The organism is Halobacterium sp. GSL-19 (genome assembly GCF_016917855.1).
Taxonomy (GTDB): Archaea; Halobacteriota; Halobacteria; order Halobacteriales; family Halobacteriaceae; genus Halobacterium; species Halobacterium salinarum.
In genome coordinates, this window is sequence record NZ_CP070377.1 from 329,696 (window position 1) to 353,774 (window position 24,079).

Genomic DNA, 24,079 nt, shown 5'->3' on the forward strand with positions numbered 1-24,079 from the left:
CTTCCTCGCCACCACCATGACCGACTGGCAGGCCGACGACGTGGTCGCCGCGCAGTACGCCGACGGCGGACTGCTCGCCGCCCGACGCGCGCTCGACGCCCGCTTCGGTACCGGCGAGCGATCCCACTACGAGTGGCTGTTCGACCACCTCGATCTCGGCCCCGACGCCGCGGTGCTCTCGCTCGGTGCCGGCCACGGCGCGTTCTGGGGCGCGAACGCCGACCGCGTCCCCGACGGCTGGGACGTCACCGTCACCGACGCGTTCCAGGGCGTGACGGCTGACGCGATGGACGCGCTCGCGGACGCCCCACACGAGTTCACCTTCGACGTCGTGGACGCCCGCGACATCCCGTATCCCGCGGACACGTTCGACGCCGTCACCGCCCACCACGTGCTCGCGCACCTCGGCGACGCCGACCGCCGGCAGGCGCTCGCCGAGATCGCCCGCGTACTGACCCCGACGGGTGAACTGCACGCCGCGACCAGCGGCGACGACGCGCTCACCGAACTCTGGGCTGTCGCCCGCGACCACGGCGACGTGCCGGATGAGCGCCCGTTCACGCTTCAGAACGGCGCGGCGCAGCTCCGCGACCGCTTCGCCGCCGTCGAGCGGCGTCGTCTCGACGCCCCCCTCGTGGTCGACGCCCCCGAGCCGCTGGTCGCGTACGTGCTCTCGCTGCCGGGCTTCGACCCGGAAGCCGGACCCGCGCTCGAACGGGCGTTCCGGGCGCGCTTCGCCGACGGCACTCTCACCGTGACCGGCGATCGCGGCGTGCTCATCGCGCGCCACCCGGACACGGCTTAGTTCGCCGTGGAGACGATCTTCACCACGTCACCCTCGCCGAGCTCGTCGTCCTCGCCGATCTCCCGGTTGGTCTTCGCGTTGACGGCGTGCAGGTAGCCGTCGCCGATGTCCGAGTGCACGGCGTACGCCAAGTCAACGGGCGTCGACCCCGCGTCAAGCAGGACGGCGTCGGGGAGGACGGTGCCCGTGGCGTCGGTCCACTTCGACTGGTCCTGGACGGGGAACGCTGTCACCATCTCCAGCAGGTCGTAGACAGCGTAATCGAGCGCACGCTGCATGCCCGTGCCGCCGTACTCCTGCATCGTCTCCCGGAGGGCTTCGAGGGCCTCCCGCTGGTCGTCGCCCACGTCGCCCGTGATGTCGAAGTCCTCGTCGCCGGGGTCGTAGTCCAGGAAGCCCGCGTCGGCACCGCGCCGCAACGCGAGTTCGCCCTGTGCCGTCGCGGGAATCACGGGCTTGTCGAGGTCGAGCAGCCGTTGGACGTTCTCTTCGGGTGCCACGTCGACTTTGTTCGCGACGACGACGATGGGCTTCGTGCGCTCGCGGACACCGCGGGCCAGCGCCTCGCGGTCCTCGCCGCTCCACTGGATGGGGTCATCGGGATAGTCGAACTCCCGAAGGACCGCCGCGACCTGGTACTCGCTCGCGCCGAAGCCGGTCATCATCTCCGTGATGGCCGTCTCGATGTCGAACCCCGGCGACCGGGACGCCCGCTCGACGCTCTCCCAGTTGTCCTCGACGATGCCCGCGAGCCACAGATCCATCTCCTCTTCGACGAAGTCGATGTCCTCGACTGGGTCGTGGTCCCCGATCTCGACCGGTTCGCCCTCCTCGTTCGTCGCGCCCGAGGCGTCGACGACGTTCACGATGACGTCGGCGTTCGACAGCTCGTCGAGGAACTGGTTGCCGAGCCCGCGGCCCTCGTGGGCGCCCGGCACCAACCCCGCCACGTCCAGCAGCTCCACCGGCACGTAGCGCTTCCCGTCGTGGCAGTGTTCGTGGCCGCAGCGCTCCTCGCGGGTCAGGCACGGACACGCCGTCCGCACGTGGGTCACGCCCCGGTTCGCGTCGATGGTGGTGAACGGGTAGTTCGCCACGTCCACCTCCGACCGCGTCGCCGCCGTGTAGAACGTCGACTTGCCGGCGTTCGGCTTCCCGGCAAGCGCGATAGAGAGCATACCATCACCGTTGCTCCAGCGTCGGAAAGCGTTTTTCGGTTGGGGTCCCGCCGTCCGTCCGCTGTATCGAATCCGACACTTCTTTGCACGGCGTTCGTCATGCTGCCGATATGTCTACTGGCGAAATCACGCCGGTGACCGCGCTACGCATCTTCGGCGGCATCGCCCTCCTCGCCGGCAACGGCTTCTTCGTCGCGACCGAGTTCGCGCTCACTCGCGTCCGACAGTTCGACGAGTCGGCGTTCCAGGAGACGGCAGGGCTCCGCCGGGCGTGGGAGATGACCGACCGCCTCGAAATCTACCTGACAGGCTGCCAGCTCGGCATCACCGTCTGCTCGGTCGGGCTGGGGGTCGTCGCCGAGCCCGCGCTCGCAGTGTTGTTCACACCCGTTTTCGAGTTCGTGGGCTTCGGCGCGGGGTCCATCGCGACGCTCTCCGTGCTGGTGGCTCTCGCCGTCATGAACGTCGCCCACCTCGTGCTCGCCGAGCAGGCACCCACTTACCTCGGCGTCGAGCGCGCGAAGACGGTCGCGCACTACTGTGCCCCACTCCACTACTGGTGGACGCGGACCATGTCCCCCATCATTCGCGCCGGTGACCGCATCGCCAAGGCGATTCTCTCTCTCGTGGGCGTCGAGATGACGCGCTCGTGGACCGAAGAAGAGGCTGAAGGCGAGCCGACCATCGACGGCCGCTCCGACCTCCGGAGCCAGATGGGCGACCTGCTCAGTGGAACGGAGATTCCCGACGAGCGCCGTGAGGAAGTCATCGGCGCGCTCGACATCGACCGCATCCCCGTCGGCGATGAAGCCGTTCCGGTCGACGAGGTCGTCGCCGTCTCCACGACCGACGACCTGGAGACGAACCTCGACCGGATGGCCGACAGCCCCCACGTCCGGTACCCGCTGGTCGGCGAATCGATGGATGACTTCCGGGGTGTCGTCTACCTCCCCGAGGTCTTCCGGGACCTCGACGACCTCCGGGACGGCACGCTCGCCCTCGAAGACGTCGCGCACCCGCCGCTGGTCTTCGACGCCGACATCGCTGTCAGTGCGGCCATCGACCGCTTCCAGGCCGAACGTCAGGAACTCGCGTTCGTCACCGACCCCGACACGGGCGCCGTCGTTGGCATGGTCACGATCACCGACGTGCTGGAAGCGATCACCGGCGAGGTCGAAGACCCCTACGACGAGGCGGCCGAGAAGTCACAGTCCTAATCCAGCCGGGCGGCAGCGCTCCCGACGGCCACTGTGAGGAAGTAGACGCCGACGAACACGAGCGCGCTGTCTCACAGCAGACTCGGAACGCCGTACCCGGCGTACGCGGGGGTCGGCTCGCCGAGCATCCACCAGACGCCGTGAACTCCGGTGAGCAACGCGAGTACGCCGAGCCACGCGAGCACCGCCGAGGGGAGCAGGCGGACGCCCAGCCACGGCGGCCCGTGGTCACCGTTCAACGACTGGTCCGCCGCACCGTCATCGTCGGGGGAGGGCATCACTGCTGGATGGTCGCGGACCAATCAAGAAACCTGACGGTCCGGGCGCGTCACTCGGCGTCCCGGTCGGCAACACTCCCAAGCCGCATCTCGCCGCGGGCGCGGATGACGCCGTCGACGTCCGCGGCCTCGTCGATGGTGACGTCGTGGCCGGAGACGTCGCCGAGGACGACCGCGTCCCCCTGGACGTGGACGCTCCCGTTCCGGGTGGTCACGTCGCCGTGGATCTTCGTGCCCGCGCCAACCGTCACGTCGTTCTGGGCGCGCAGGCTCCCGAAGACGTTGTTCCCGCGCCCGACGTCGATCTCGGTCGCCCGGATGTTGCCGTGCAGCCGGCAGTCGTCGCCGATGGTCGCCGGCGTGGAGACGCGCCAGGCGTCGTCGGAGACGCTGGCCGACTGCGGGATCGTGAGGGGGCCGCGGTCGCCGTCGGCCGCCAGCTCCTCGACGAGTTCCTGGGCGTCCTCCGCCTCGCCGAGCCGGAGGAGGTGCGTGAGGTACATGACGAAGAACGTGAGGGTGGGCATCGGGTTCCGGATGACGATCCAGCCCGACGCCTCGAACCCCTCCTCGATGTCGACGTCGTCGCCGATGTCGAGGTCGCCACCGACGACCAGCCGCTCCGTGATGTGGGTGCGTTCACCCACGTAGGCGTCGCCTTCAACGAGCACGTTGCCGGTGACCTCACACCACATGTCCAGCCGGCAGTCGCCCGCCGCCTCGATGTCGCCGTCGACGGACACCCGTTCGCCTGCAACGACGTTGTGGCCCCGCACCCCGAGCCGGAGCTGCGACTGCGCCCCGATCAGCACGTCACTGTCGGCGACCACGTCGTGCTCCTTGACCGTGGTGCCGTCCGGGATGTGTAACTGGTCGATCGGGGTCGGGCCGAGCACACCGCAGTCCAGTCGTCGCATCGGCATAAACCCCGCGAGACCGTCGGACGACAGTCAGACGACGGGGTTTAGTCTCTGCACACGTACCATCAGTCATGACCTCCCTCTCGGTTGCAGACGACGGCGTCGACGTGGTGTACGAGGGCACCGAGTTCCGCCTGGAGAAACCCCTCATCGAGGACGCCACGCAGTCCGACTACCACGACGTCACCGACCACGACCTGCTCAAGCTCGTCGAACCGAACCCGACGCTGTCCGGGGAGCCGCGCCGGATCGGTGACATCCTCGACTGACCGGCGCGGTGATGACAACGCTTAGGACGTGGCACCGCGACGTGTCGGTATGAGCGACGCGCTCGATGCGTTCGATCACGACGCGTGGCGGACAGCGCTCGGGACGGCTGTCAGCTACGCGCTTGTTCTGGTGGTGATGACGGCGGTGCTGTTCGGCGTGCCGTACCTGGCGTTCACAGCGCTGTAACGCGCCAGGATCGCTGAAAAACGGCTCCCGAATCGCCTGCCGACTACGCGAACGTCCGGGAGACGTCCGTGGCGGCGGCGGGCTCGGAGTCCTGATCGAGTTTCTCGCGCGCCGACTGGAAGTCCTGCATCCGGACCTCCGTGCGGTCGTCGCGGATGGCGAACATCCCGGCTTCCGTACAGATCGCTTTCACGTCCGCACCGGAGAGGTCCCCGGTGTCGGCGGCGAGCTCGCCGAAGTCGACGCTGTCGGCGACGTTCATCGCCCGCGTGTGGATGCGGAAGATCTTCTCGCGGCCGCCCACGTTCGGGTGGGGGACCTCGATGAGGCGGTCGAAGCGGCCGGGCCGCAGGATCGCGCGGTCGAGCATGTCGAAGCGGTTGGTGGCGGCGATGATGCGGATGTCGCCGCGCTCGTCGAAGCCGTCCATCTCCGAGAGCAACTGCATCATCGTGCGCTGGACCTCGGCGTCCCCGCTGGTCTTCGAGTCCGTGCGCTTCGAGGCGATGGCGTCGATCTCGTCGATGAACACGACGGCGGGCTCGTGGTCGCGGGCGACCTGGAAGAGATCGCGCACGAGCTTCGCGCCCTCGCCGATGAACTTGTGCACGAGCTCGCTGCCGGCCATCTTGATGAAGCTGGCGTCCGTCTGGCTGGCGACGGCCTTCGCCATCAGCGTCTTGCCCGTGCCGGGCGGCCCGTGCAACAACACGCCGCTCGGCGGGTTGATGCCCACGGTCTCGAACAGGCCGGGGTCTTTCATCGGAAGCTCGACTGTCTCCCGGACTTCCCGGAGCTGGTCGTCGAGGCCGCCGATGTCCTCGTAGCCCACGTCGGGGGAGTCATCGACTTCCATGACACGAGCCCGCACGTCTGCCTCGTCGTCCAGTTGGCGGACGACGGACAGCGAGTTGTTGACCGCGACCCGCGAGCCCGGTTCGAGGGTGGCACGCAGCTCGTCCGTGACCTCAGTGAGCGCTTCCTGGTTGTTGCCGTGCTGTTTGATCACGGCCCCCTCGTCGGTGAGCTCCTGGACAGTCGCGATGAACAGCGGCGACTGCTTGAGCTTCTTGTTCTCGTGTGAGAGGCGTTCGAGCTTCTGCTGGTATTTGTTGTTCTCTGCGTTGGCATCAAGCAGCCGGTCTCGCATCTCCTCGTTCTCCTCTTCGAGGGTAGAGAGTTGCTCCTCTAGCGCCTCCAGTTTGTCCTGTTGTGAGGCGCTGTCGTCGTAGGGGAGCTCCACGTCCTCGACGGTATCGGTCATCACCACTGAGTAGGGTGTTAGTTCATAAGAGGCTTCGGGTGACCCAACCTGTGTGGGGGTTCGAAACCGCACGCGCGAGACAGTCACAGCCGGTCGTTGGGGGTGAATCCATCCCCCGTGACCGACGCAGCCACCCCGTCGTTGAATTACCGTAGCGCATCAAATATAGCAAAAGGATTAATACGGCGCATTCGATACTGGTGGGTATGAGCCCCACCGAGACGGCGGACGCACTCGAATCCCTCCCGCCGAGCGCGAAGCTCGTCGCCAAGGTCCTCGAATACAACGACACCCTCTCACAGCGGGAGCTCGCCGAGAAGACACTGCTCCCGGACCGCACCGTCAGATACGCGCTCACGCGCCTCGAAGACCACGACATCGTCTCCTCGCGGTTCTCGTTCACCGACGCCCGCAAACGCCTCTACACCCTGACCTGACACCGCCGCCACACACGCACCGAAGCTTTCTCCGCCCCGCCACCCCACGCCAGGTGTATGGCTCGCGTCATCCACACGGGGGACACCCACCTCGGATACCAACAGTACCACGCCCCCCAGCGGCGACAGGACTTCCTCGACGCCTTCGACGCCGTCATTACGGACGCCATCGACGAGGGCGTCGACGCCGTGGTGCACGCCGGCGACCTCTACCACGACCGCCAGCCCGGGCTCCGGGACATCCTGGACACGATCGCCCTGCTGCGCCCGCTCCAGGACGCCGACATCCCGTTTCTCGCTGTCGTCGGAAACCACGAAGGCACCCGCGACGCCCAGTGGCTGGATCTCTTCGAGACACTCGGCCTCGCCGAGCGCCTCGACGACTCGCCACGCGTGGTCGCGGATACCGCCTTCTACGGCCTCGACTACGTCCCCCAGTCCAAGCGCGACGACCACGACTACACCGTCGCCGACCACGACGCCGACCACGCCGCGCTCGTCTCCCACGGTCTGTTCACGCCGTTCCAGTACGCCAACTGGGACCTGGACGCGGTGCTGGCCGACGCCACGGTGGAGTTCGACGCCGTCCTGCTGGGCGACAACCACACCCCGGACACCGCGCAACTCGGGGACACGTGGGTGACGTACTGTGGCTCCACGGAGCGCGCCAGCGCCAGCGAACGCGACCCCCGAGGCTACAACATCGTCTCGTTCAGCAGCGACGCCACCACCGACGTTGCCATCTCTCGGAAGTCGCTCAACACCCGCGAGTTCGTGTTCGTGGACGCCGACCTCGGCCCCACGGACGGCACGGCGTTCATCCAGGAGCGGCTGCGCGAGCGCGCCCTCGACGACGCCGTCGTGGTCGTCACGATCACGGGCGACGGCGACACGGTCACGCCCGCCGAGATCGAGCGCTTCGGCGACGATCGTGGCGCACTCCTCACGCGCGTCAACGACCGCCGGGAGTTCGACACCGGCGACGACGCCCCCGACGTGGACGTGTCGTTCGCCGACCCCGACGACGCCGTCGAGCAGCGCGTCCGCGATCTGGGGCTGGACGAGCCGGCCCGCGATGTCGACCGGATCGTGCGTGACGACACGCTGGCCGACGCAGCCGTCCGAGAGCGCGTGATACAGCGCGCAGAGGCTGTGCTGGACGACGACGCCGACGCGGCGGACGACGACGGCCGGCCCACCACCGTGGAGGAGTGCCAATGAGGTTCACGCGCCTCTCCCTGTCGAACTTCAAATGCTACGCGGACGCCGCCGTCTCCCTGGACCCCGGCGTGACCGTCATCCACGGGCTGAACGGCAGCGGCAAGTCCAGCCTGCTCGACGCCTGCTTTTTCGCGCTGTACGGCACCACCGCCCTCGACACGACCCTCGCTGACGCCGTGACGATCGGCGCGGAGACGGCCGAGATCGACCTCCACTTCGAGCACGCCGGCGGCGACTACCACGTCCACCGCCGGATCCGTGCGTCCGGCGGGCGCGCCCAGACCGCCGCCTGTGTGCTGGAGACTCCGACCGACCGGATCGACGGCGTCACCGACGTCGAAGCCCACATCTCGGGGCTGTTGCGCATGGACGCCGAGGCGTTCGTGAACTGCGCGTACGTCCGCCAGGGCGAGGTGAACAAGCTCATCAACGCCGCCCCGAGCACGCGCCAGGACATGATCGACGCGCTCCTCCAGTTGGGGAAACTCGAGGAGTACCGCCAGCGCGCCGGCGACGCCCGCCTCGGCGTCGAGGACGTCAAGAGCAACGTCGAGGGGCAACTCGACAGGCTCGCCGACCAGATCGCTGACAAGGAGGCCGCCGACCCCCACGACCGGCTGGCGAGCCACAACACCGCGCTCGCCGAGGTCACCGCCGACATCGAGCATTTCGAGACCGAACGCGAGCAGGCCAGGCAGACCCGCGACGACGCCGCGGACGTCCTGGAGCGCTACGAGGAGTCACGCACGGCGCTCGCGGACGTCGAGGAGACGATCGCCGACGTCCGCGAGGCCGTCGCCGAGGCCGAACGCGAACGGGAGACGCTCGCCGACCGCGTCAGCGATCACCGCGAGCGCGCCAGCGATCTCGACGACGAGGCAGCGGCGCTCGCGGCCGATCTCGGGCTCGACGATCCGGACGCCGAGGACGCCAGCGCGGAGCGCGACGCCGTTGCCGACCAGCGGGAGGCGGTCGCCGAACGGGTGCGCGAGGTCGCACCGGCTGTCTCCCGGCTCACCGAGCAGGCCGACAGCGCCGCCGACGACGCCGCCACCCTCGACGAGCGCGCCGAGACGCTGCGCGAAGAGGCCGCAGCCCTCGACGCCGAGGCCGACGACGCAGCGGCGAAACGCGACGACGCCGCCGCCCGCATCGAGGCGTTGGACGCCGACATCGAGGCGGCGATGGCGGCTTTCGACGACGCGCCGGTCGCGTTCGGGGACGCCGAGGCGTTCCTCGACGACGCGGCGGCCGAACGCGACGAACTGCGCGAGCGGGCGGCGACGCTCCGCGCCGACCGGCAGTCCGCTGCCGACCGCGTCGCCGAGGCTGAGGCGCTGCTCGACGAGGGGAAATGCCCCGAATGCGGACAGCCGGTCGAGGGGGCACCCCACGTCGAGCGTGTCACCGACGATCGCGAGCGCGTCGCCGAGCTCGACGCCGAGTTGGCGGACGTCGAGGACGAACTCGACGCGGTGGCCCAGCGCGTCGACCGCGGCGAATCACTGGTGGCCGCCGAAGACCGGGTCGACGACCTCGAACAGCAACGCGAGCGCGCCGTCGAGCGCCGCGACGAGCAGGCCGACATCGCGGACGCGAAACGCGACCAGGCCGCCGAAAAGCGCGACCGCGCCGCGGACCTCGACGCCGAGGCCGAGGACGCCCGTGCGGACGCCGCGGCCAAGCGTGATGCGGCCGACGAGAAGCGCGAGACGCTGGCGGCGCTGAACGCCGACCAGACCGCCCTCAAGGAGCGACTGGACGCGCTTGCGGATCTCGTCGACCGCCTCGAAGCGGCCGCCGACGCCCGCGAAGCCGCCCAGCGGCTGGCCGAGAAGCGCGCGGCACTGGCCGCCCAGAACGAGCAGCGCCGGGACCGCCTCTCGGAGCTGCGCGAGCGCAAGCGTACGCTGGACAGCGAGTTCGATGCGGACCGCATCGAGACAGCGCGCGCCGACAAGGACCGCGCCGAGGACTACCTCGAACAGGTCGAACCGAAACTCCAGGCGCTGCGCGAGGACCGCGACGACCTCCAGGCGAAGATCGGCGCTGCGGAGAACGCCATCGCGGAGCTGGAGTCGCTGCGCGAGGAGCACGAGCGCGTGCAGTCACGCCACCAGGACCTCCAGGCGGTCCACGACGAGGTGACCGCGCTCGAGACGATGTACGGGGAGTTGCGGGCGGAGCTGCGCCAACAGAACGTCTCGAAGCTCGAACGCCTCCTGAACGAGACCTTCGAGTTGGTCTATCAGAACGACTCCTACGCCCGCATCGAGCTGTCCGGCGAGTACGAGCTCACCGTCTACCAGAAGGACGGCGAGCCCCTGGAGCCCGCGCAGCTCTCGGGGGGCGAGCGCGCGCTGTTCAACCTCAGCCTGCGCACTGCCGTCTACCGGCTGCTGGCTGAGGGGATCGACGGCGACGCCCCTCTCCCGCCGCTGATCCTGGACGAACCGACTGTGTTCCTCGACTCCGGGCACGTCTCGCAGCTCGTGGAACTGGTGGAGTCGATGCGACGGCTCGGCGTCGAGCAGATCGTGGTCGTGAGCCACGACGACGAGCTGGTGGCGGCCGCTGACGACGTGGTGCGGGTCGCGAAAGACGCCACGTCGAACCGGTCCCGTGTGTCCACCCCCGAACACATATGATATCAGAGGGGTTCCCGAACCCTCTAATGGATCCAGGCCCAGGGCGTCCATATGCCAGAACCGGCGGACGCTTCTGCAAACGAAACCGAGTCGCGGACAGGTGAGCACGGCCGACACACGCCGGTGCACCGGATGCTGCAGCTCGGCGGCGTGCTGGCGGTGCTTGCGATCGTTCTCGGTGCTGTCGGGATAACCGCGTCAACCCCACTCCTGTGGGCGTTTGGCGTCGGCACGGCTGCCGTCTCCGTCTCCGTGCTCGCCGCAACCGGCTACCACCACAGCCGGCGCGGTCACTCCGCGTGACGGAGCGCGCCGATCCCCTCGCGGCCGGCCGCCGTGAGCTCGTAGGCGCGCTGACCGGCCACCGTCGTCTCCGCGAGCACGCCGGCCGCCCGGAGCTCGGTGGTCGCACCGAGGAAATCGCTCTCGCAGACGCCCGCCGCCGCCAGTAGTTTCCGAACCGGGCGCGGGCCATCGTCGGCCAGCGCCACCAGCAGTCCGAGTTGCCAGTCCGCGTGACACGCCTTCGCGACCCGGCGGCCGGCGGCCGGAACGCGGTCCGCGAGCGCCTCGAACACGGCGTCGTCACTCGTCGGTGTGAGTGTCTCGCTGGGCACCGTGGTCTCCTCGCCGGTCGTTGGGTCCCGTACCCTGCTCTGTTCGCCGTGGTCCGCGATGCGTATCCAGCGCCGCCCATCGGTGTCTCGAACCGTCTGCACACCCCACGGAAGGAGGGCGACGGCGTTAGTCCTTCCGTGTGTAGACGCGGTATTTGTATCCGCCGTAGACGGACAGGATCACGGCGGCGGCCAGCAGCGGGCCGCCGGTCCCCCAGTTGCCGTTGAACCACGCGATCATCGCCCCGACGCTGCCCGCCAACACGGCCGCGTTGAACACCAACACCAGCGACCAGAACTTCCGCTGGAGGGTTGGATCGGCCGCCGAGCCGTCCGGGATCTCGATGTCGGGGGCGAGGTCCTGTTCGGCCTCGGACTCCTCGTCGGCGAACGGAACGTCGTCGAGCACGCCACACACTGTGGGTGGTGCGAGCAAAGCGTTATCGGTTCTACAGGGCGTCGCCGAGGCACACCGCGTGTGTGCCTTTGAGCCACGCGAGCGGATTCTCCGCGTCGTAGAGTACGACCCCCTCGTCGGCATCGTAGGCCTCGACGCTGTCGCGTGGGTCGTTGCCCTCGGGCAGCTGTGGGACGTCGTTGCGGTGATTCCGGTCGCCCGCTGCGTGGTCTGTCATCTCTGTCACCTCGGTCTGTGGTAGTGGACCACATGGGATAACTGTTTTCCCCCCGTCGGATTCTGCCGCTCCGAAGGGCGAGCTTTTAGGCCGGACGGACGAACCCCAACCCAATGGGAAACACCGAGCTCTCCGAGTTCATGCACGAGAGCGACGGGGCAGACGACCCCGGGGAGGACGCGATCCAGGAAGAAGCCGCGGTCGTCGCCGGCGACGCCGACCCCGTCGTCAACGAGGTGCTGACGGCGGAAGCGGACGCGCTGCCCGACGCCACCGGCGAGGTCGAACTGATGGTCACACAGGTCGATTACACGATCGAGGGCTCGGGCGACCGCGAGCGCCCCGTCCTCCACGTCTTCGGCCGCACGACCGACGACGAGGCCGAACACGTCCGCGTGCACGGCTTTCGACCGTACTTCTACGCACCGACGGCCACGCTCTCCGAAGACGACCTCACCGACGACGTCATCACCGGCACCGAGGACGGCTACGAATCCATCCGGGGCGAAGCGCTGACGAAGATCTTCGGCCGGACGCCCCGCGACGTCGGGAACATCCGTGACGCGTTCGATCACTACGAGGCCGACATCCTGTTCCCGAACCGCCTGCTCATCGACAAGGACATCACCGACGGCGTCAGGGTGCCCGCCCGGCGCGCCGACGACGGCGCGCTCTACGTCCACCACGACGAAATCGCGGCCTGTGAGGTCGCCGCGACCCTTCGCGTGAACACCTTCGACATCGAAGTCAACGACCGCAACGGCTTCCCCGAGGACGGCGAGGAGCCCGTGGTCTGTCTGACCAGCCACGACTCCTACCGCGACGAATACGTCGCGTGGCTGTACGCCGCCCCGGACGCGACGGTCGACGCCCCCACAGCGGTCCCGGGCTACGACCCACTGACCGACGACGCCGACATCGACGTGCGCGTGTTCGACACCGAGGAAGCCATGCACGACGCGTTCCTCTCGTACATCGAGGATACCAACCCCGACGTGCTCACGGGCTGGAACTTCGACGACTTCGACGCCCCCTACCTCATCGACCGGCTGGACGAACTCGACCCACGAACCGACCACGACCTCGACTCCGACCGCCTCTCCCGCGTCAGCGAAGTCTGGACGTCCGGCTGGGGCGGCCCGAACGTGAAAGGACGGGTGGTCTTCGACCTGCTGTACGCCTACCAGCGCACGAAATACTCGGAGCTGGACTCCTACCGGCTGGACGCCGTCGGCGAACAGGAGCTGGGCGTCGGCAAAGAGCGCTACCCCGGGGATATCGGCGACCTCTGGGAGGACGACCCCGAGCGCCTCCTGGAGTACAACCTCCGGGACGTCGAGCTCTGCGTGGAAATCGACCGCAAGCAGTCCATCGTGGCGTTCTGGGACGAAGCCCGCAAGCTCGTGGGCTGCAAACTGGAGGACGCCACGACCCCCGGGGACGCGGTGGACATGTACGTCCTGCACAAGGCGTTCGGGAACTTCGTGTTGCCGTCGAAAGGCCAACAGGACGCCGAGGAGTTCGAGGGCGGCGCGGTCTTCGACCCCATCACTGGCGTTCGGGAGAACGTCTCCGTGCTGGACCTGAAGAGCCTCTACCCGATGTCGATGGTGACCATCAACGCCAGCCCGGAGACCAAAGTCGACCCCGAGGAGTTCGACGGCGACACCTACCGGACGCCGACGGGCGTCCACTTCCGGAAGGAACCCGACGGCATCATCCGGGAGATGGTCGATGAACTCCTCACCGAGCGCGAGGAGAAGAAAGCACGCCGCGACGACCACGAGCCGGACAGCGAGGACTACGAGCGCTACGACCGCCAGCAGGCCGCCGTGAAGGTCATCATGAACAGCCTCTACGGCGTGTTCGGCTGGGACCGCTTCCGGCTCTACGACCGCGCGATGAGCGCGGGCGTCACCTCCACGAACCGCGAGGTCATCGACTTCACCGAGCAGGCCGCCGAGGAGTTCGGCTACGAGGTCGCGTACGGCGACACCGACAGCGTCATGCTCGAACTCGGCGACGACATGACGAAAGCGGAGGCCATCGCGGAGTCGTTCGACATCGAGGACCACATCAACGCCGCCTACGACGAGTTCGCTCGCGAGCAACTGCACGCCGACGACCACCGCTTCCAGATCGAGTTCGAGAAGCTCTACCGGCGGTTCTTCCAGGCCGGCAAGAAGAAGCGCTACGCCGGCCACATCGTCTGGAAGGAGGGCAAGGACGTCGACGACGTCGACATCACGGGCTTCGAGTACCAGCGCTCGGACATCGCGCCGATCACGAAGCGCGTCCAGAAGGAGGTCATCGACCTCGTGGTGCGGGAGGGCGACGTGGACGCCGTCGAGGAGTACGTCCACGGCGTCATCGAGGAGTTCCAGGAGGGGGATGCGGATCTGGACGACATCGGTATCCCGGGCGGCATCGGCAAACGACTGGACAACTACGAGACGGACACCGCCCAGGTGCGTGGCGCGAAGTACGCCAACCTGCTGTTGGGCACGAACTTCGACCGCGGGTCCAAGCCCAAGCGACTCTACCTCGCGAAAGTGCATCCGGACTTCTGGGGTCACGTCGAAGACGAACAGGGCATCGACACGAGCACGAGCGACCGCTACCGCGAGTTCCGCCGGGATCCCGACGTGATCTGTTACGAGTACGCCGACCAGATCCCGGACACGTTCGTCGTCGACTACGACAAGATGCTCGATAAGACGCTCAAAGGCCCCATCGAGCGCATCCTCGAGGCGCTTGATCTCTCCTGGGACGAGGTGAAATCCGGCCAAACGCAGACCGGGCTGGGCCAGTTCACGTAGCCCGCTGGGCCCCAGCTAGAACTCCGAGAACTTGTCCTGGCGGTACATGTCGATCTCGCTCGCCACCGTGGGCGCACTCTGGGTCGCCGCGAACGCGATGGCGTCGGCGATGTCGGTCGGCCGGGACACCTCGGCTTCGTCGTAGGCCTCCTCGAAGGCGGTGCCGTCCTCCTCGTTGAACCGGGTTCGCACCTCCGTGGGGTTGACTACGGTGACACCAAGGCCGTCGTCGCCGTAGCGTGCCTCGACGCTGTGGGCGAACCCGCGCGTCCACCATTTGGTCGCGGCGTAGACGGGGTTGCTGGGGCGGGGGTACTGCCCCGCGAAACTACCCAGGAAAACGATGGTGCCGTCGGCGTCGGTGAGGTGCGGGAGCGCCGCCCGGGTGGCGTAGAACATGCCGTCGCAGTTCACGGCCATCATCTGACGGTACTCGTCGTCGGTGAGGGCCGCGACGTCGTCGCCGCGCGCGAGCCCGGCGTTGTTGACGAGGAGATCCAGGCTGCCGTACTCCTCGACGGCCGTCTCGACGAGCGCGTCGACGGCCGCCCGGTCGGTGACGTCGGTGGGCACGGCGTGGGCGGCAGTGTCGTACGTTGCCGTGATCGTGTCCGCGATCTCGGTGAGCGTCTCTTCGCTGCGCGCGGCGAGCACGACCGTCGCGCCGTTCTCGGCGAGCGCGTGTGCGGTTGCTTCCCCGATGCCACTCGATGCGCCAGTGATGACGGCGACGTCGCCGTCGAGCGGAGCCGTTTCCATATGCGTTCATCCCGGGCGCGGGCCTTGACAGTTTCTCCTGCCAGGGTTCCTGCCGCATAGCAGCGTACGCCAACCCACACCGCTCCCGCAGTGATACCGCCCCCCATGTGGGCGGGCTCGCCAGGCGATCCCGGCGCGTGTGTCGGCTCCCGAGACACGCTGTAGACGACGCTGCGGTCAGCTCGCCACACGACGCCGTTTTTAGTAAATCAAAAACTCTATTTTATGTTAGCAAAAGCAGTTACGGTGAACTCCGCAACTATTATGATGCTGACCCACTTCGTTTAGGATGACCTAATCAATGGCTACGCTTGAGCTCAAAGACGTACACGCCGAAGTCGCAGAGGACGGTGGGGAGAAAATTCTCGACGGTGTCGACCTCGAAATCCCGTCCGGCGAGATCCACGCCCTCATGGGTCCCAACGGCTCCGGGAAATCCACCACCGCAAAGATCATCGCCGGCCACCCGGCCTACGACGTCACCGACGGGGAAGTCCTGTTCACCATCGAAGACGACGACTTCGACGGTGCCGAAGAGCTCCCCGCCGACGACCGAACCTTCGATCTGCTCGGCCTGGAGCCGAACGAGCGCGCCGCGCTCGGTATCTTCCTTGCGTTCCAGTATCCCGCAGAGATCGAGGGCGTCACCCTCGTGAACTTCCTTCGCACAGCGCTCAACGCGAAGCTCGACGAGCGCGAGGAACTCCTCTTCGAGGATGACGACGAGGACGCCGACGACGCCACCGACGATGACGAGGACGCCGGCTACGAGACCTCCCCCATGGAGGGGCCGGCCGACGACGGCGAGATCGGCGTCGCGGACTTCCAGGAGATCCTCTCGGAGAAAATGGAGACCCTGGACATGGACGAGAAGTTCGCCAACCGCTACCTGAACGCGGGCTTCTCCGGCGGCGAGAAAAAGCAAAACGAAGTCCTCCAGGCCGCCATCCTGGAGCCCTCGATCGCCGTGCTCGACGAGATCGACTCCGGGCTCGACATCGACCGCCTCCAGGACGTTTCGACGGGCATCAACGCGCTCCGCGACGAGCAGGACACCGGCATCCTCCAGATCACGCACTACCAGCGCATCCTCGATTACGTCGAGCCCGACCGCGTCCACATCATGCTCGACGGCGAAGTCGTCATGGAGGGTGACGCCGAGCTCGCCGAGAAGCTCGAAGACGAGGGGTACGACTGGGTTCGCGATCAGGTCTACGAGACCGCGTAACGCCGCCCAGACACGCAACGCAACCACACACACCACATGAGTTCCGAAGACATACAAGACACTGACACCGAGGCGCGCTTCGAGTTCAAAAAGGAGGAGAACTCCGCGTTCGAATCCGAGAAGGGCCTGACCGAGGAGACGATCCGCGTCATCTCCGAGGACAAAGACGAGCCCGACTGGATGCTCGACCGCCGCCTCCGTGCGCTCGAACAGTACACGAAGATGCCGATGCCGACCGACTGGCCCGGCCAGCCGGACCTCACCGAACTCGACATCGAGGAGATCGTCCCGTACATCCGCCCGGACGTCGACAAGCGCTCGGGCGCCGACGAATGGGAGGACCTCCCCGACGAGATCCAGGACACCTTCGAACAGCTGGGCATCCCCGAGGCGGAGCGCAACGCGCTCTCCGGCGTGGGCGCCCAGTACGAGTCCGAGGTCGTCTACCAGAACATGCAGGAGCGCTGGGAGGAGAAGGGCGTCGTCTTCTGCAACATGGACGAGGCCGTTCAGGAGTACCCCGAGCTGGTCAAAGAGCACTTCATGACGAGCTGCGTGCCGCCGAGCGACAACAAGTTCGCGGCGCTGCACGGCGCGGTGTGGTCCGGCGGCAGCTTCGTCTACGTGCCCGAGGACGTCACCGTGAACATGCCCGTGCAGGCGTACTTCCGGATGAACTCCGAGGGCATGGGCCAGTTCGAGCACACCCTCATCATCGCCGAGGAGGGCTCGGAAGTCCACTACATCGAGGGCTGCTCGGCGCCCAAGTACGGCAGCCACAACCTCCACTCCGGCGGCGTCGAAGTGTTCGTCGGCGAGGACGCCCACGTGCAGTATTCGACCGTGCAGAACTGGTCGAAGAACACGTTCAACCTCAACACCAAGCGCGCGGTCGTCGAGGGGAACGGCACGATGGAGTGGGTCTCCGGCAGCATGGGGTCGAAGGCCACGATGCTGTACCCGTCGACGATCCTCAAGGGTCGCGGCGCGACGGACAACCACATCACGATCGCGTTCGCCGGCGACGGCCAGGACATCGACACCGGCGCGAAAGTCTATCACAACGCCCCGGACACGAGCTCCACCATCGAATCGAAGTCCATCGCGAAAGACGGCGGCCGCACGAACTACCGCGGCCTCGTTCACATCGCCGACGGCGCCGAGGACTCGAAGACCAACGTCGAGTGTGACGCGCTGATGTTCGACAACGACTCCACCAGCGACACCATGCCGTACATGGAGATCAACGAGTCGAAAGTCGACGTGGCACACGAGGCGACCGTCGGGAAGATCGGCGACGAGGACGTCTTCTACCTCCAGAGCCGTGGTCTCGACGACGACGACGCAAAGCAGATGATCGTCTCCGGGTTCATCGAGCCGATCACCGAAGAACTGCCGATTGAGTACGCGGTCGAACTGAACCGCCTCATCGAGCTGGAGATGGAGGGTTCGCTCGGTTAATATGAGTACGCAGCTACACACTGATATCTCTGCAGAGACGGTCCGCCGGATCGCCGACGAGCGCGACGAGCCCGCGTGGCTCCGCGAAACGCGCCTCGATGCGCTTGAGGCGCTCGACGACCTCGCGTTCCCCAGCGTCATCGAGACGCCGGGCCGAAAGTGGACCACGCTCGAAGACCTCGATTTCGACGCGCTGGTCGATCCGCTCTCCCAGACCGAGGACAAAGACCAGGTCGGCGCGGAGAACGCTCGCGTGGAGTCGTTCCACGACGCGCTCCAGGACGACGACCTCGCCGACCGCGTCGAGGACGCGTTCGGCAGCGTCATCGACCCCCACCAGAACCGCCTGACGGCGCTGTCGACGGCGCTGTTCACGACCGGGACTGTGGTGTACGTGCCCGCGGGCGTCGACGCCGAGGACGTCACCATCCGCACCTCGATGAACTCGCGGTCGCTGTTCAACTACACGCTGGTCATCACCGAGGACAACGCGACGGCGACGATCCTGGAGCGCCAGGACACCGGCGACGACGTCGACGGCGAGCGCTACTACTCGGGGATCGTTGAGGTCGACGCCGGAGAGAACTCCTACGTGCAGTACGGGAGCCTCCAGGACTTCGACGAGCAGACGTACAACTACACGCTGAAACGCGGGCACGCCGACACGTACGCCACGGTCAACTGGATCGAGGGCAACATCGGCAGCCGGCTGACGAAGACCGGTGTTTCCACCGAACTGGCGGGCGACGCCAGTGAGACGAAGATCGTCGGCGCGTTCTTCGGCCACGACGACCAGCACTTCGACCTCGACGCGAAGGTCTGGCACCGTGCCGAGCACACCACCGCGGATCTCGTGACTCGCGGCGTCATCGACGACGACGCCCGCAGCGTCTACGAGGGCGTCCAGGACGTCGGCAGTGACGCCTGGGACACGTCGAGCTACCAGCGCGAGAACACGCTGATGCTGAGCGACGAGAGCGAGGCCGACGCCTCCCCGAAGCTCATCATCAACAACCACGACACCGAGGCCAGCCACTCCGCGACCGTCGGGCAGGTCGACCAGGAGACCCTGTTCTACATGCAGGACCGCGGCCTCACCGCCCAGCAAGCCACGGACATGCTTGTTGCGGGGTTCTTCGTGCCGGTGCTCGAAGAGGTCGAAGTCCAGGAACTGCGCGAGGACCTGGAGACACGGATCGCCGAGCGGCTCGACTGACACGCGCAGCGGTTCCCCACACCCCGTTGCCGGGGAATCCTCGCCTTTTAGGACGGTGAGACCGTCGGCTGTATCCATGCGCACCGTATCGTTCGCGAGGTGGCGGCGGCCGTGAGCTCGCTCGCTGCGAGCGTCGACTCCGACCGCCAACTGGCGCGGCTGCTACAGATCGGGGTCGTGCTCGAAGAGGTCGTGGAGGTCCGCGCGCATCGACATTACCAGTCGCTGCCGGCGGCCGACCGGGACGCCGACATCGAGGCGCTGTTGTCCGACGCCAGCGAGGAGTCCGCGGATCACCGCGCGCGCTTGGAGGACATCATCGAGTCGCTTGACGCCGACAGCATCCCGTTCGGGGAGGTCGAAGCGCTGGTTGCGGAGAGCTACGGGCAGACTGGGCCGGACGACTTCGACGGCGTGCTGTACGATCAGTTGCACGGCGAGGAAACCGCGTACAAGTTCTACGACGATCTGATCGCGGCGATCGAGGCCAGCGAGGCGGCGTTCGGCGTCGATCAGGACCGGCTGTTGGCGACGCTGCGGGAGATCCGGGCGGCCGAAGCCGACGGCGTCGAGTCGGTCACTGCGCTGATGGAGGCACACAGATGAGCACGGCCACTGTCGGCGCAGCGGTGCCGGCCGGTGTGGTCGCCGTTCGAGGTGATTGGACATGAACACTGCTGATCAGTACTTGAAGACGATCTTTCTCGTAGAGCAGTTAACCGACGGCCCCGCCGCGACCGGGGAGCTCGCCGACCGCCTCGGCGTCAGTCCGGCGAGCGTCAACGAGATGGTGGGGAAACTCGAAGACCGTGGTCTCGTGACACACGAGAAGTACAAGGGGGCGTCCGTGACCGAGGACGGCGCGGCGCGCGCCCGAGACGCCCTCCAGACGTACTGTATCCTCGAACGGTTCCTGGCGAACGTGCTCGGGGTGGAGTCGTTCCGCGACGAGGCCCGACAGCTGGAGCCGGTGATCGATGAGACGGTGGCCGAGCGCCTCGACATGATCATCGACCGCAAGTCCCAGTGTCCGGACTGCTTCGACGCCGGCGCTGACGCGTGTGGATTCCTCGCCGAGCCGTCCGTCGAGGCCGACGACTGAGCGCCCCGCGGGGGTGCGGTTCGAAAAGCAATCTCTTTGTGTCTTGCATCGCTATCCGCGAGTGCAGTCCCGTGGTGTAGTGGCCAATCATATGGGCCTTTGGAGCCCACGACGGCGGTTCGAATCCGCCCGGGACTACTCACCGATCCGCAGTCCAGTGCTGTCGGGGGGTGGTCTGGTTTCTCGGCGAGTGATCGCGACAGCAAAAACAGTATGGGGGGTGTCGGCCGCCGGGACGGCTGTCAGGTTCGTGTTGCGCGGGCTTTCCGAACGTCGGCCCCGTCCCGAACCATGTCGGGGCATTCGGGGCAAACGCGCGGCCTGTCGACGCCTGGTGGTGTGAACACGCGTGCGTAGTCCGTGGTTACGAACGAGCCGCAGTTCTTGCATTCCGGCATCGTATTCGGAGCAATGATAGTACTCCATATATACTTTGTGTACATTTTTAGAGTATGAATAAAACGTATATTGGGAGCGACACCCCTACGTGTGGCTGTTCCGAACGGCCGGTATGAGCGAGCCACTCGAATCGCTTCCCGACCGGCCGCTGCGCCAACAGGAAGTAACGGCCCTGAACCACGCCGACGCGTTCTCGCTGGTGGTCCCCGTCGACCGCCAGCGTGCCGTCGAGGCCGACACCCGCGATCCGGTCGTGGTCACCGAGCACGTGATCCTCGGGACCGACGACTGGGTGACCGCTCTCACCTACGACTCGGGGTGGGTGACCGTCGAAACCGTCCCGATCGAGGACCCCGACAGCGAGCGCTTCGAGGCGATGCAGGAGTGTGAGGCTGCACTCACTGCACACCAGCAGTAGCTTCATGGGGTGTGGCGGTGACCTGGCACACGAAGCCGTTCGGCTTCGGTTCGTTATGAACATCGACCAATTCAACGCCGCGGACACCGCAAGCGATGACGCCCCGTTCGCGATCGAGAACAGTTACACCCTGGCAATCGATGTCGACGGCGACGTGATGGCGAAAGCCGGGGCGATGGTCGCGTACACGGGCGAGTTCTCGTTCACCGGGAAGCGGTCGGCGGAGGGCGGGCTCACGGGCATCATCAAGGAGGCCGCAACCGGTGAGGGCACACCGATCATGCGCGCGGAGGGCACAGGCACCCTCTACCTCGCGGACGCACAGAAGAAAGTCCAGATCCTCGAGTTGGCCGCCGACGACCGGATCACGGTCAACGGCGAGGACGTACTCGCGTTCGAGTCCGAGCTGTCCTACGAGGTCACGACGATGGACAGCCTCGCCGGGTCGTTCGCCGGGGGATTCACGAACGTCGCGATCAGCGGCCCCGGCTGTGTTGCGCTCACCACCCACGGCGATCCGCTGGTGGTAGCGCCGCCGGTGACGACCGACCCGAGTGCGACGGTCGCCTGGAGCGCCACCACGCCGAGCGTCGACGTGAACGCCAGCCTCTCGGACATGGTCGGCCAGGAGTCCGGGGAGCGCTTCCAAATGGAGTTCGACGACGCGGGCACTGACTCCGGCTTCGTGGTGGTGCAGCCCTACGAGGAGCACGTCTGACCCACGGCCACCGTGTGGGCGACAGTTCCGTCGCGCGCCACGTGTCGGGCTGCTTCCCGTGGCGTGGTGGCTGGCGGGTCGGCCGCCGAGTCGACGTCGCCCGCCGGGAGGGCTGCAAAAGGCCTAAGACTGGAACAAACCTGTATCCGAACAATGACACGGATGCACTGCTTGGGAACGGAGGTGAGACGGTGGGCGTCGAAATAAGGGAGTCGCCGGTCACGGACGCGCAGTTCGACAACATGGCCGCGTTCGTCCGGGATTACCTGGAGGCCAGCGTCGAAAACGAGACCGACGGCGGGCGGATGCGGTGGTACCCGTGGCACTCCGCGGAGTACCGGTTCACCCACATCATGAACGTCGTCGACATCGCCGAGCGCATCGCCGAGGCGACGAGCGCGAACGTCGATGTGGTTCGGGTCGCGGCGCTGTTCCACGACATCGCGAAGCTGGAGGCCGAACAGGACGCCCACGCCGAGGAGGGCGCGCGCATCGCGCGCAAATACCTCGAAACGCACGGCCAGTTCCCGCCGTCGTTCGTCGATCAGGTCGCGGAGGCGGTGTCACGGCACTCCTATCAGGGTGACCTCATGGACCTGCCACTGGAGGCGCGGTGTCTCGTGGAAGCCGACCTGCTGGACAAAGCCGGCGCGAACGGCGCCGCGCTGATGTTGCTCCGGATGGGGTACGAGGCGCGCACCCACGTCGACGCCGCGGAGATGATCCAGCGCGTGCTGGACCGCGGCGAGGACGCCGCCGAGCGCGTGGAGTCCGACGCCGCGTCGTCGATCGCACACAAGCGCTTGAAGCGCGTGCGGTGGCTCCACGACTGGCTGACTTCGGAGGTGCCGGCGATGAACGACACCGGGTACTAACCGTCCCGGGACGCTGCCAGCGATCAGAGCAGCTGGCTGGCGAGCGCCACCAGTTCCTCCCAGACGGAGACGCCGACACTCACTTCTAGGAGCGTGTCCCCTGCGAAGAAGAAAAACAGCACTGCGGACACGAGGTGCGCCTTGCGCGCGTCGAACTTCCCGGAGAAGCGGTCGAAGAAGTACGCGTTCACCATGCTGACGGGAATGATCGCCAGCATTTCCCCCAGCCAGATCGCGGGTGTCGCGCCGTAGTCGCTTGCCAGTCCGATGGTGACCAGCTGTGTTTTGTCGCCGAACTCGCCGGCGAACATCATCGAGAAGATGGGGATGAATCCGCCGAGCGCCGTGGTGAGGCGGTACCCGAACAGGGTCACGTCGTCGATGCTGGCCGCGACGCCCCCGCCGTCGCTTGACATGGGTTCGTCAGATCCGGTTCGTGCGGGCATCGACCGCAACAGCAGAATGCCGAACACGGCGAACAGGGCGGCGGTTGTCACGTCCAAGACGACACCGGGAATGAGGCGTTGGAGCCCCTCCCCGACGAGGATCTCGATCACGGTCCAGATGCCGAACGCGGAGCCGGCCGCTGCGACGACGATCCGCGGGTCGTATTCGGTGCTGAGGCTGGCGATGATGAACTGGACCTTTTCGCCCGGGAGCGCTGCGAGTTGCGTGACGAACGCGAGCGTCAGGACTTCCGTGAACGCGCTCACGCGTCGGTCACCTCGTCGGCCGCGGGTCTGACTTCGAGCGTTTCCGCGACGCGCTCGGGGAGGTGGACGGCTTCGCCGTCGATCTCGACGACGAACAGGCCGATGGGCGCGTGCTCGGTGACCGTGAGTTCAGTGCCGGGCTGCACGCCGGCGTCGGCGAGATATCTGAGCTCGTCGGTGTTGCGGTCGCTCGCGCGCGCCACCACGAGGGCGTCGCCTTCGGCGTGGTCGGCAAGCACCTCGGTGTCGGGGTGCTCGGGCGGTTCGAGGTCGGCGTTCGGGATGGGGTCGCCGTGGGGGTCGACCGTTGGGTCACCGAGTTTCTCCGCGAGTCGGTCCTCGAACTCCTCGCTGATGTGGTGTTCGAGGGCGTCGGCCTCGTCGTGGACTTCGTCCCAGTCGTAGTCCAGATGGGTCGCCAAAAACGATTCGAGCAGGCGGTGGTGGCGGATCACTTCCACGGCGACGGTTTCGCCGTCGGGCGTGAGCTCGACGCCCGCGTATTTCTCGCGCTCGATCAGGCCGCGGGATTCGAGCTTCTCGGCCATGCTGGTGACCGTGGGCGGCGTGACGTCCAGGTACTCCGCGATGGTGGACGTCGCGATCGGCGGTTCGTGTTCGCGTTCGAGGTTGTAGATCGATTTGAGGTAGTCTTCCATTACGTCAGAGAGCATGCCAACACCGTCGTTTAGATG

The 24,079-nt window shown here is 66.9% G+C and carries 27 protein-coding genes and 1 tRNA gene; 18 read left to right on the forward strand and 10 right to left on the reverse strand.

Going from position 1 to position 24,079, the window contains the following annotated elements; translation table 11 throughout:
* Window positions 1–16: 16 nt before the first annotated feature.
* Window positions 17–805, forward strand: a complete 789-nt coding sequence (locus JT689_RS03380; RefSeq protein WP_205251526.1) for a class I SAM-dependent methyltransferase — start codon at window positions 17–19, stop codon at window positions 803–805.
* Here the strand turns inward: JT689_RS03380 and JT689_RS03385 are convergent.
* Complete coding sequence (locus tag JT689_RS03385) at window positions 802–1,983, reverse strand: redox-regulated ATPase YchF (RefSeq protein ID WP_205251527.1); 1,182 nt, start codon at window positions 1,981–1,983, stop codon at window positions 802–804. The genes JT689_RS03380 and JT689_RS03385 overlap by 4 nt on opposite strands.
* A 110-nt stretch (window positions 1,984–2,093) precedes the next feature.
* On the opposite strand from JT689_RS03385, the gene JT689_RS03390 reads away from it, so the two are divergent.
* Window positions 2,094–3,200 carry a hemolysin family protein gene (locus JT689_RS03390; protein WP_205251528.1) on the forward strand — a complete coding sequence of 369 codons (1,107 nt, stop codon included), beginning with the start codon at window positions 2,094–2,096 and terminating at the stop codon, window positions 3,198–3,200.
* Window positions 3,201–3,271: 71 nt separating this feature from the next.
* Here the strand turns inward: JT689_RS03390 and JT689_RS03395 are convergent, their stop codons facing one another.
* Both JT689_RS03395 and JT689_RS03400 read right to left on the reverse strand, forming a co-directional pair.
* Window positions 3,272–3,478, reverse strand: a complete 207-nt coding sequence (locus tag JT689_RS03395) for a hypothetical protein (protein WP_205251529.1) — start codon at window positions 3,476–3,478, stop codon at window positions 3,272–3,274.
* 50 nt (window positions 3,479–3,528) lie between these two features.
* Complete coding sequence (locus tag JT689_RS03400; protein WP_205251530.1) at window positions 3,529–4,401, reverse strand: polymer-forming cytoskeletal protein; 873 nt, start codon at window positions 4,399–4,401, stop codon at window positions 3,529–3,531.
* 68 nt (window positions 4,402–4,469) lie between these two features.
* On the opposite strand from JT689_RS03400, the gene JT689_RS03405 reads away from it, so the two are divergent.
* Complete coding sequence (locus JT689_RS03405) at window positions 4,470–4,667, forward strand: DUF5800 family protein (protein ID WP_010902336.1); 198 nt, start codon at window positions 4,470–4,472, stop codon at window positions 4,665–4,667.
* Window positions 4,668–4,716: 49 nt separating this feature from the next.
* Window positions 4,717–4,854 carry a hypothetical protein gene (locus JT689_RS03410; RefSeq protein WP_010902337.1) on the forward strand — a complete coding sequence of 46 codons (138 nt, stop codon included), beginning with the start codon at window positions 4,717–4,719 and terminating at the stop codon, window positions 4,852–4,854.
* Between the two features lie 43 nt (window positions 4,855–4,897).
* Here JT689_RS03410 and JT689_RS03415 read toward each other — a convergent pair whose 3' ends face one another.
* The gene (locus JT689_RS03415) at window positions 4,898–6,118 is read right to left on the reverse strand and encodes a proteasome-activating nucleotidase (RefSeq protein ID WP_012289167.1); all 1,221 of its coding nucleotides are present in this window, start codon (window positions 6,116–6,118) and stop codon (window positions 4,898–4,900) included.
* A 206-nt stretch (window positions 6,119–6,324) separates the two neighbouring features.
* Here JT689_RS03415 and JT689_RS03420 point away from each other — a divergent pair, with 206 nt between their 5' ends.
* From JT689_RS03420 to JT689_RS03435, 4 genes are read left to right on the forward strand one after another with little or no spacing between them, the layout of a single operon-like run.
* Window positions 6,325–6,555, forward strand: a complete 231-nt coding sequence (locus JT689_RS03420) for a helix-turn-helix domain-containing protein (RefSeq protein ID WP_205251531.1) — start codon at window positions 6,325–6,327, stop codon at window positions 6,553–6,555.
* A gap of 57 nt (window positions 6,556–6,612) precedes the next feature.
* A complete protein-coding gene (gene mre11 / locus JT689_RS03425; RefSeq protein ID WP_205251532.1) occupies window positions 6,613–7,776 on the forward strand; it encodes a DNA double-strand break repair protein Mre11 in 1,164 nt (387 codons plus the stop codon).
* Window positions 7,773–10,424: a DNA double-strand break repair ATPase Rad50 gene (gene rad50 / locus JT689_RS03430; protein WP_205251533.1), complete on the forward strand. Its 2,652-nt coding sequence runs from the start codon at window positions 7,773–7,775 to the stop codon at window positions 10,422–10,424. Before mre11 ends, rad50 begins: the two co-directional genes overlap by 4 nt.
* A 51-nt stretch (window positions 10,425–10,475) precedes the next feature.
* Window positions 10,476–10,727 carry a hypothetical protein gene (locus JT689_RS03435; RefSeq protein ID WP_010902342.1) on the forward strand — a complete coding sequence of 84 codons (252 nt, stop codon included), beginning with the start codon at window positions 10,476–10,478 and terminating at the stop codon, window positions 10,725–10,727.
* Here the strand turns inward: JT689_RS03435 and JT689_RS03440 are convergent.
* The 3 genes from JT689_RS03440 to JT689_RS03450 are packed head-to-tail and all read right to left on the reverse strand — an operon-like array spanning window position 10,715 to window position 11,676.
* Window positions 10,715–11,143, reverse strand: a complete 429-nt coding sequence (locus JT689_RS03440; RefSeq protein WP_205251534.1) for a hypothetical protein — start codon at window positions 11,141–11,143, stop codon at window positions 10,715–10,717. The genes JT689_RS03435 and JT689_RS03440 overlap by 13 nt on opposite strands.
* Before the next feature lie 25 nt (window positions 11,144–11,168).
* Window positions 11,169–11,450, reverse strand: a complete 282-nt coding sequence (locus tag JT689_RS03445; protein WP_136361093.1) for a hypothetical protein — start codon at window positions 11,448–11,450, stop codon at window positions 11,169–11,171.
* 40 nt (window positions 11,451–11,490) lie between these two features.
* On the reverse strand, window positions 11,491–11,676 hold the full coding sequence (locus tag JT689_RS03450) for a hypothetical protein (RefSeq protein ID WP_010902344.1): 186 nt from the start codon (window positions 11,674–11,676) through the stop codon (window positions 11,491–11,493).
* 113 nt (window positions 11,677–11,789) lie between these two features.
* On the opposite strand from JT689_RS03450, the gene JT689_RS03455 reads away from it, so the two are divergent.
* Window positions 11,790–14,495: a DNA-directed DNA polymerase gene (locus tag JT689_RS03455; protein WP_205251535.1), complete on the forward strand. Its 2,706-nt coding sequence runs from the start codon at window positions 11,790–11,792 to the stop codon at window positions 14,493–14,495.
* Window positions 14,496–14,510: 15 nt separating this feature from the next.
* Here JT689_RS03455 and JT689_RS03460 read toward each other — a convergent pair whose 3' ends face one another.
* The gene (locus JT689_RS03460; protein WP_205251536.1) at window positions 14,511–15,254 is read right to left on the reverse strand and encodes an SDR family oxidoreductase; all 744 of its coding nucleotides are present in this window, start codon (window positions 15,252–15,254) and stop codon (window positions 14,511–14,513) included.
* Window positions 15,255–15,555: 301 nt separating this feature from the next.
* On the opposite strand from JT689_RS03460, the gene JT689_RS03465 reads away from it, so the two are divergent.
* From JT689_RS03465 to JT689_RS03505, 9 genes are all read left to right on the forward strand, one after another.
* Window positions 15,556–16,482, forward strand: coding sequence for an ABC transporter ATP-binding protein (locus JT689_RS03465; protein ID WP_205251537.1), 927 nt, complete (start codon window positions 15,556–15,558; stop codon window positions 16,480–16,482).
* Between the two features lie 36 nt (window positions 16,483–16,518).
* Window positions 16,519–17,943 (forward strand): Fe-S cluster assembly protein SufB, encoded by a 1,425-nt coding sequence (gene sufB, locus JT689_RS03470; protein WP_010902348.1) that lies wholly within the window; start codon window positions 16,519–16,521, stop codon window positions 17,941–17,943.
* A gap of 1 nt (window position 17,944) precedes the next feature.
* Window positions 17,945–19,159, forward strand: a complete 1,215-nt coding sequence (sufD, locus tag JT689_RS03475) for a Fe-S cluster assembly protein SufD (protein WP_010902349.1) — start codon at window positions 17,945–17,947, stop codon at window positions 19,157–19,159.
* A 111-nt stretch (window positions 19,160–19,270) separates the two neighbouring features.
* Complete coding sequence (locus JT689_RS03480; protein WP_049892592.1) at window positions 19,271–19,765, forward strand: rubrerythrin; 495 nt, start codon at window positions 19,271–19,273, stop codon at window positions 19,763–19,765.
* 61 nt (window positions 19,766–19,826) lie between these two features.
* Complete coding sequence (locus tag JT689_RS03485; RefSeq protein ID WP_010902351.1) at window positions 19,827–20,261, forward strand: metal-dependent transcriptional regulator; 435 nt, start codon at window positions 19,827–19,829, stop codon at window positions 20,259–20,261.
* A 65-nt stretch (window positions 20,262–20,326) separates the two neighbouring features.
* Window positions 20,327–20,399 (forward strand) — tRNA-Gln (locus JT689_RS03490).
* Window positions 20,400–20,772: 373 nt separating this feature from the next.
* Window positions 20,773–21,078, forward strand: a complete 306-nt coding sequence (locus tag JT689_RS03495; RefSeq protein WP_049892487.1) for a hypothetical protein — start codon at window positions 20,773–20,775, stop codon at window positions 21,076–21,078.
* Between the two features lie 55 nt (window positions 21,079–21,133).
* Entirely contained in the window at window positions 21,134–21,796 is a 663-nt protein-coding gene (locus JT689_RS03500) for an AIM24 family protein (protein ID WP_012289172.1), read from the forward strand.
* A 191-nt stretch (window positions 21,797–21,987) separates the two neighbouring features.
* A complete protein-coding gene (locus JT689_RS03505) occupies window positions 21,988–22,671 on the forward strand; it encodes an HD domain-containing protein (RefSeq protein WP_205251877.1) in 684 nt (227 codons plus the stop codon).
* A gap of 23 nt (window positions 22,672–22,694) precedes the next feature.
* Here JT689_RS03505 and JT689_RS03510 read toward each other — a convergent pair whose 3' ends face one another.
* Together JT689_RS03510 and JT689_RS03515 are read right to left on the reverse strand one after the other, a co-directional pair.
* Entirely contained in the window at window positions 22,695–23,384 is a 690-nt protein-coding gene (locus JT689_RS03510) for a TMEM165/GDT1 family protein (protein WP_012289174.1), read from the reverse strand.
* Entirely contained in the window at window positions 23,381–24,058 is a 678-nt protein-coding gene (locus tag JT689_RS03515) for a metal-dependent transcriptional regulator (protein ID WP_012289175.1), read from the reverse strand. Before JT689_RS03515 ends, JT689_RS03510 begins: the two co-directional genes overlap by 4 nt.
* Between the last annotated feature and the right edge of the window lie 21 nt (window positions 24,059–24,079).

Excerpts from the sequence above, each read along its gene's own strand:
- JT689_RS03395 (WP_205251529.1), bottom strand. The coding sequence starts at position 3,478 with ATGCCCTCCCCCGACGATGACGGTGCGGCGGACCAGTCGTTGAACGGT.
- JT689_RS03495 (WP_049892487.1), top strand. The coding sequence starts at position 20,773 with ATGAGCGAGCCACTCGAATCGCTTCCCGACCGGCCGCTGCGCCAACAG.
- JT689_RS03390 (WP_205251528.1), top strand. The coding sequence starts at position 2,094 with ATGTCTACTGGCGAAATCACGCCGGTGACCGCGCTACGCATCTTCGGC.
- mre11 (WP_205251532.1), top strand. The coding sequence starts at position 6,613 with ATGGCTCGCGTCATCCACACGGGGGACACCCACCTCGGATACCAACAG.
- JT689_RS03485 (WP_010902351.1), top strand. The coding sequence starts at position 19,827 with ATGAACACTGCTGATCAGTACTTGAAGACGATCTTTCTCGTAGAGCAG.
- JT689_RS03420 (WP_205251531.1), top strand. The coding sequence starts at position 6,325 with ATGAGCCCCACCGAGACGGCGGACGCACTCGAATCCCTCCCGCCGAGC.
- JT689_RS03380 (WP_205251526.1), top strand. The coding sequence starts at position 17 with ATGACCGACTGGCAGGCCGACGACGTGGTCGCCGCGCAGTACGCCGAC.
- JT689_RS03460 (WP_205251536.1), bottom strand. The coding sequence starts at position 15,254 with ATGGAAACGGCTCCGCTCGACGGCGACGTCGCCGTCATCACTGGCGCA.
- JT689_RS03455 (WP_205251535.1), top strand. The coding sequence starts at position 11,790 with ATGGGAAACACCGAGCTCTCCGAGTTCATGCACGAGAGCGACGGGGCA.
- JT689_RS03515 (WP_012289175.1), bottom strand. The coding sequence starts at position 24,058 with ATGCTCTCTGACGTAATGGAAGACTACCTCAAATCGATCTACAACCTC.
- sufD (WP_010902349.1), top strand. The coding sequence starts at position 17,945 with ATGAGTACGCAGCTACACACTGATATCTCTGCAGAGACGGTCCGCCGG.
- JT689_RS03410 (WP_010902337.1), top strand. The coding sequence starts at position 4,717 with ATGAGCGACGCGCTCGATGCGTTCGATCACGACGCGTGGCGGACAGCG.
- rad50 (WP_205251533.1), top strand. The coding sequence starts at position 7,773 with ATGAGGTTCACGCGCCTCTCCCTGTCGAACTTCAAATGCTACGCGGAC.
- JT689_RS03400 (WP_205251530.1), bottom strand. The coding sequence starts at position 4,401 with ATGCCGATGCGACGACTGGACTGCGGTGTGCTCGGCCCGACCCCGATC.
- JT689_RS03450 (WP_010902344.1), bottom strand. The coding sequence starts at position 11,676 with ATGACAGACCACGCAGCGGGCGACCGGAATCACCGCAACGACGTCCCA.
- JT689_RS03385 (WP_205251527.1), bottom strand. The coding sequence starts at position 1,983 with ATGCTCTCTATCGCGCTTGCCGGGAAGCCGAACGCCGGCAAGTCGACG.
- JT689_RS03435 (WP_010902342.1), top strand. The coding sequence starts at position 10,476 with ATGCCAGAACCGGCGGACGCTTCTGCAAACGAAACCGAGTCGCGGACA.
- sufB (WP_010902348.1), top strand. The coding sequence starts at position 16,519 with ATGAGTTCCGAAGACATACAAGACACTGACACCGAGGCGCGCTTCGAG.
- JT689_RS03405 (WP_010902336.1), top strand. The coding sequence starts at position 4,470 with ATGACCTCCCTCTCGGTTGCAGACGACGGCGTCGACGTGGTGTACGAG.
- JT689_RS03465 (WP_205251537.1), top strand. The coding sequence starts at position 15,556 with ATGGCTACGCTTGAGCTCAAAGACGTACACGCCGAAGTCGCAGAGGAC.
- JT689_RS03500 (WP_012289172.1), top strand. The coding sequence starts at position 21,134 with ATGAACATCGACCAATTCAACGCCGCGGACACCGCAAGCGATGACGCC.
- JT689_RS03415 (WP_012289167.1), bottom strand. The coding sequence starts at position 6,118 with ATGACCGATACCGTCGAGGACGTGGAGCTCCCCTACGACGACAGCGCC.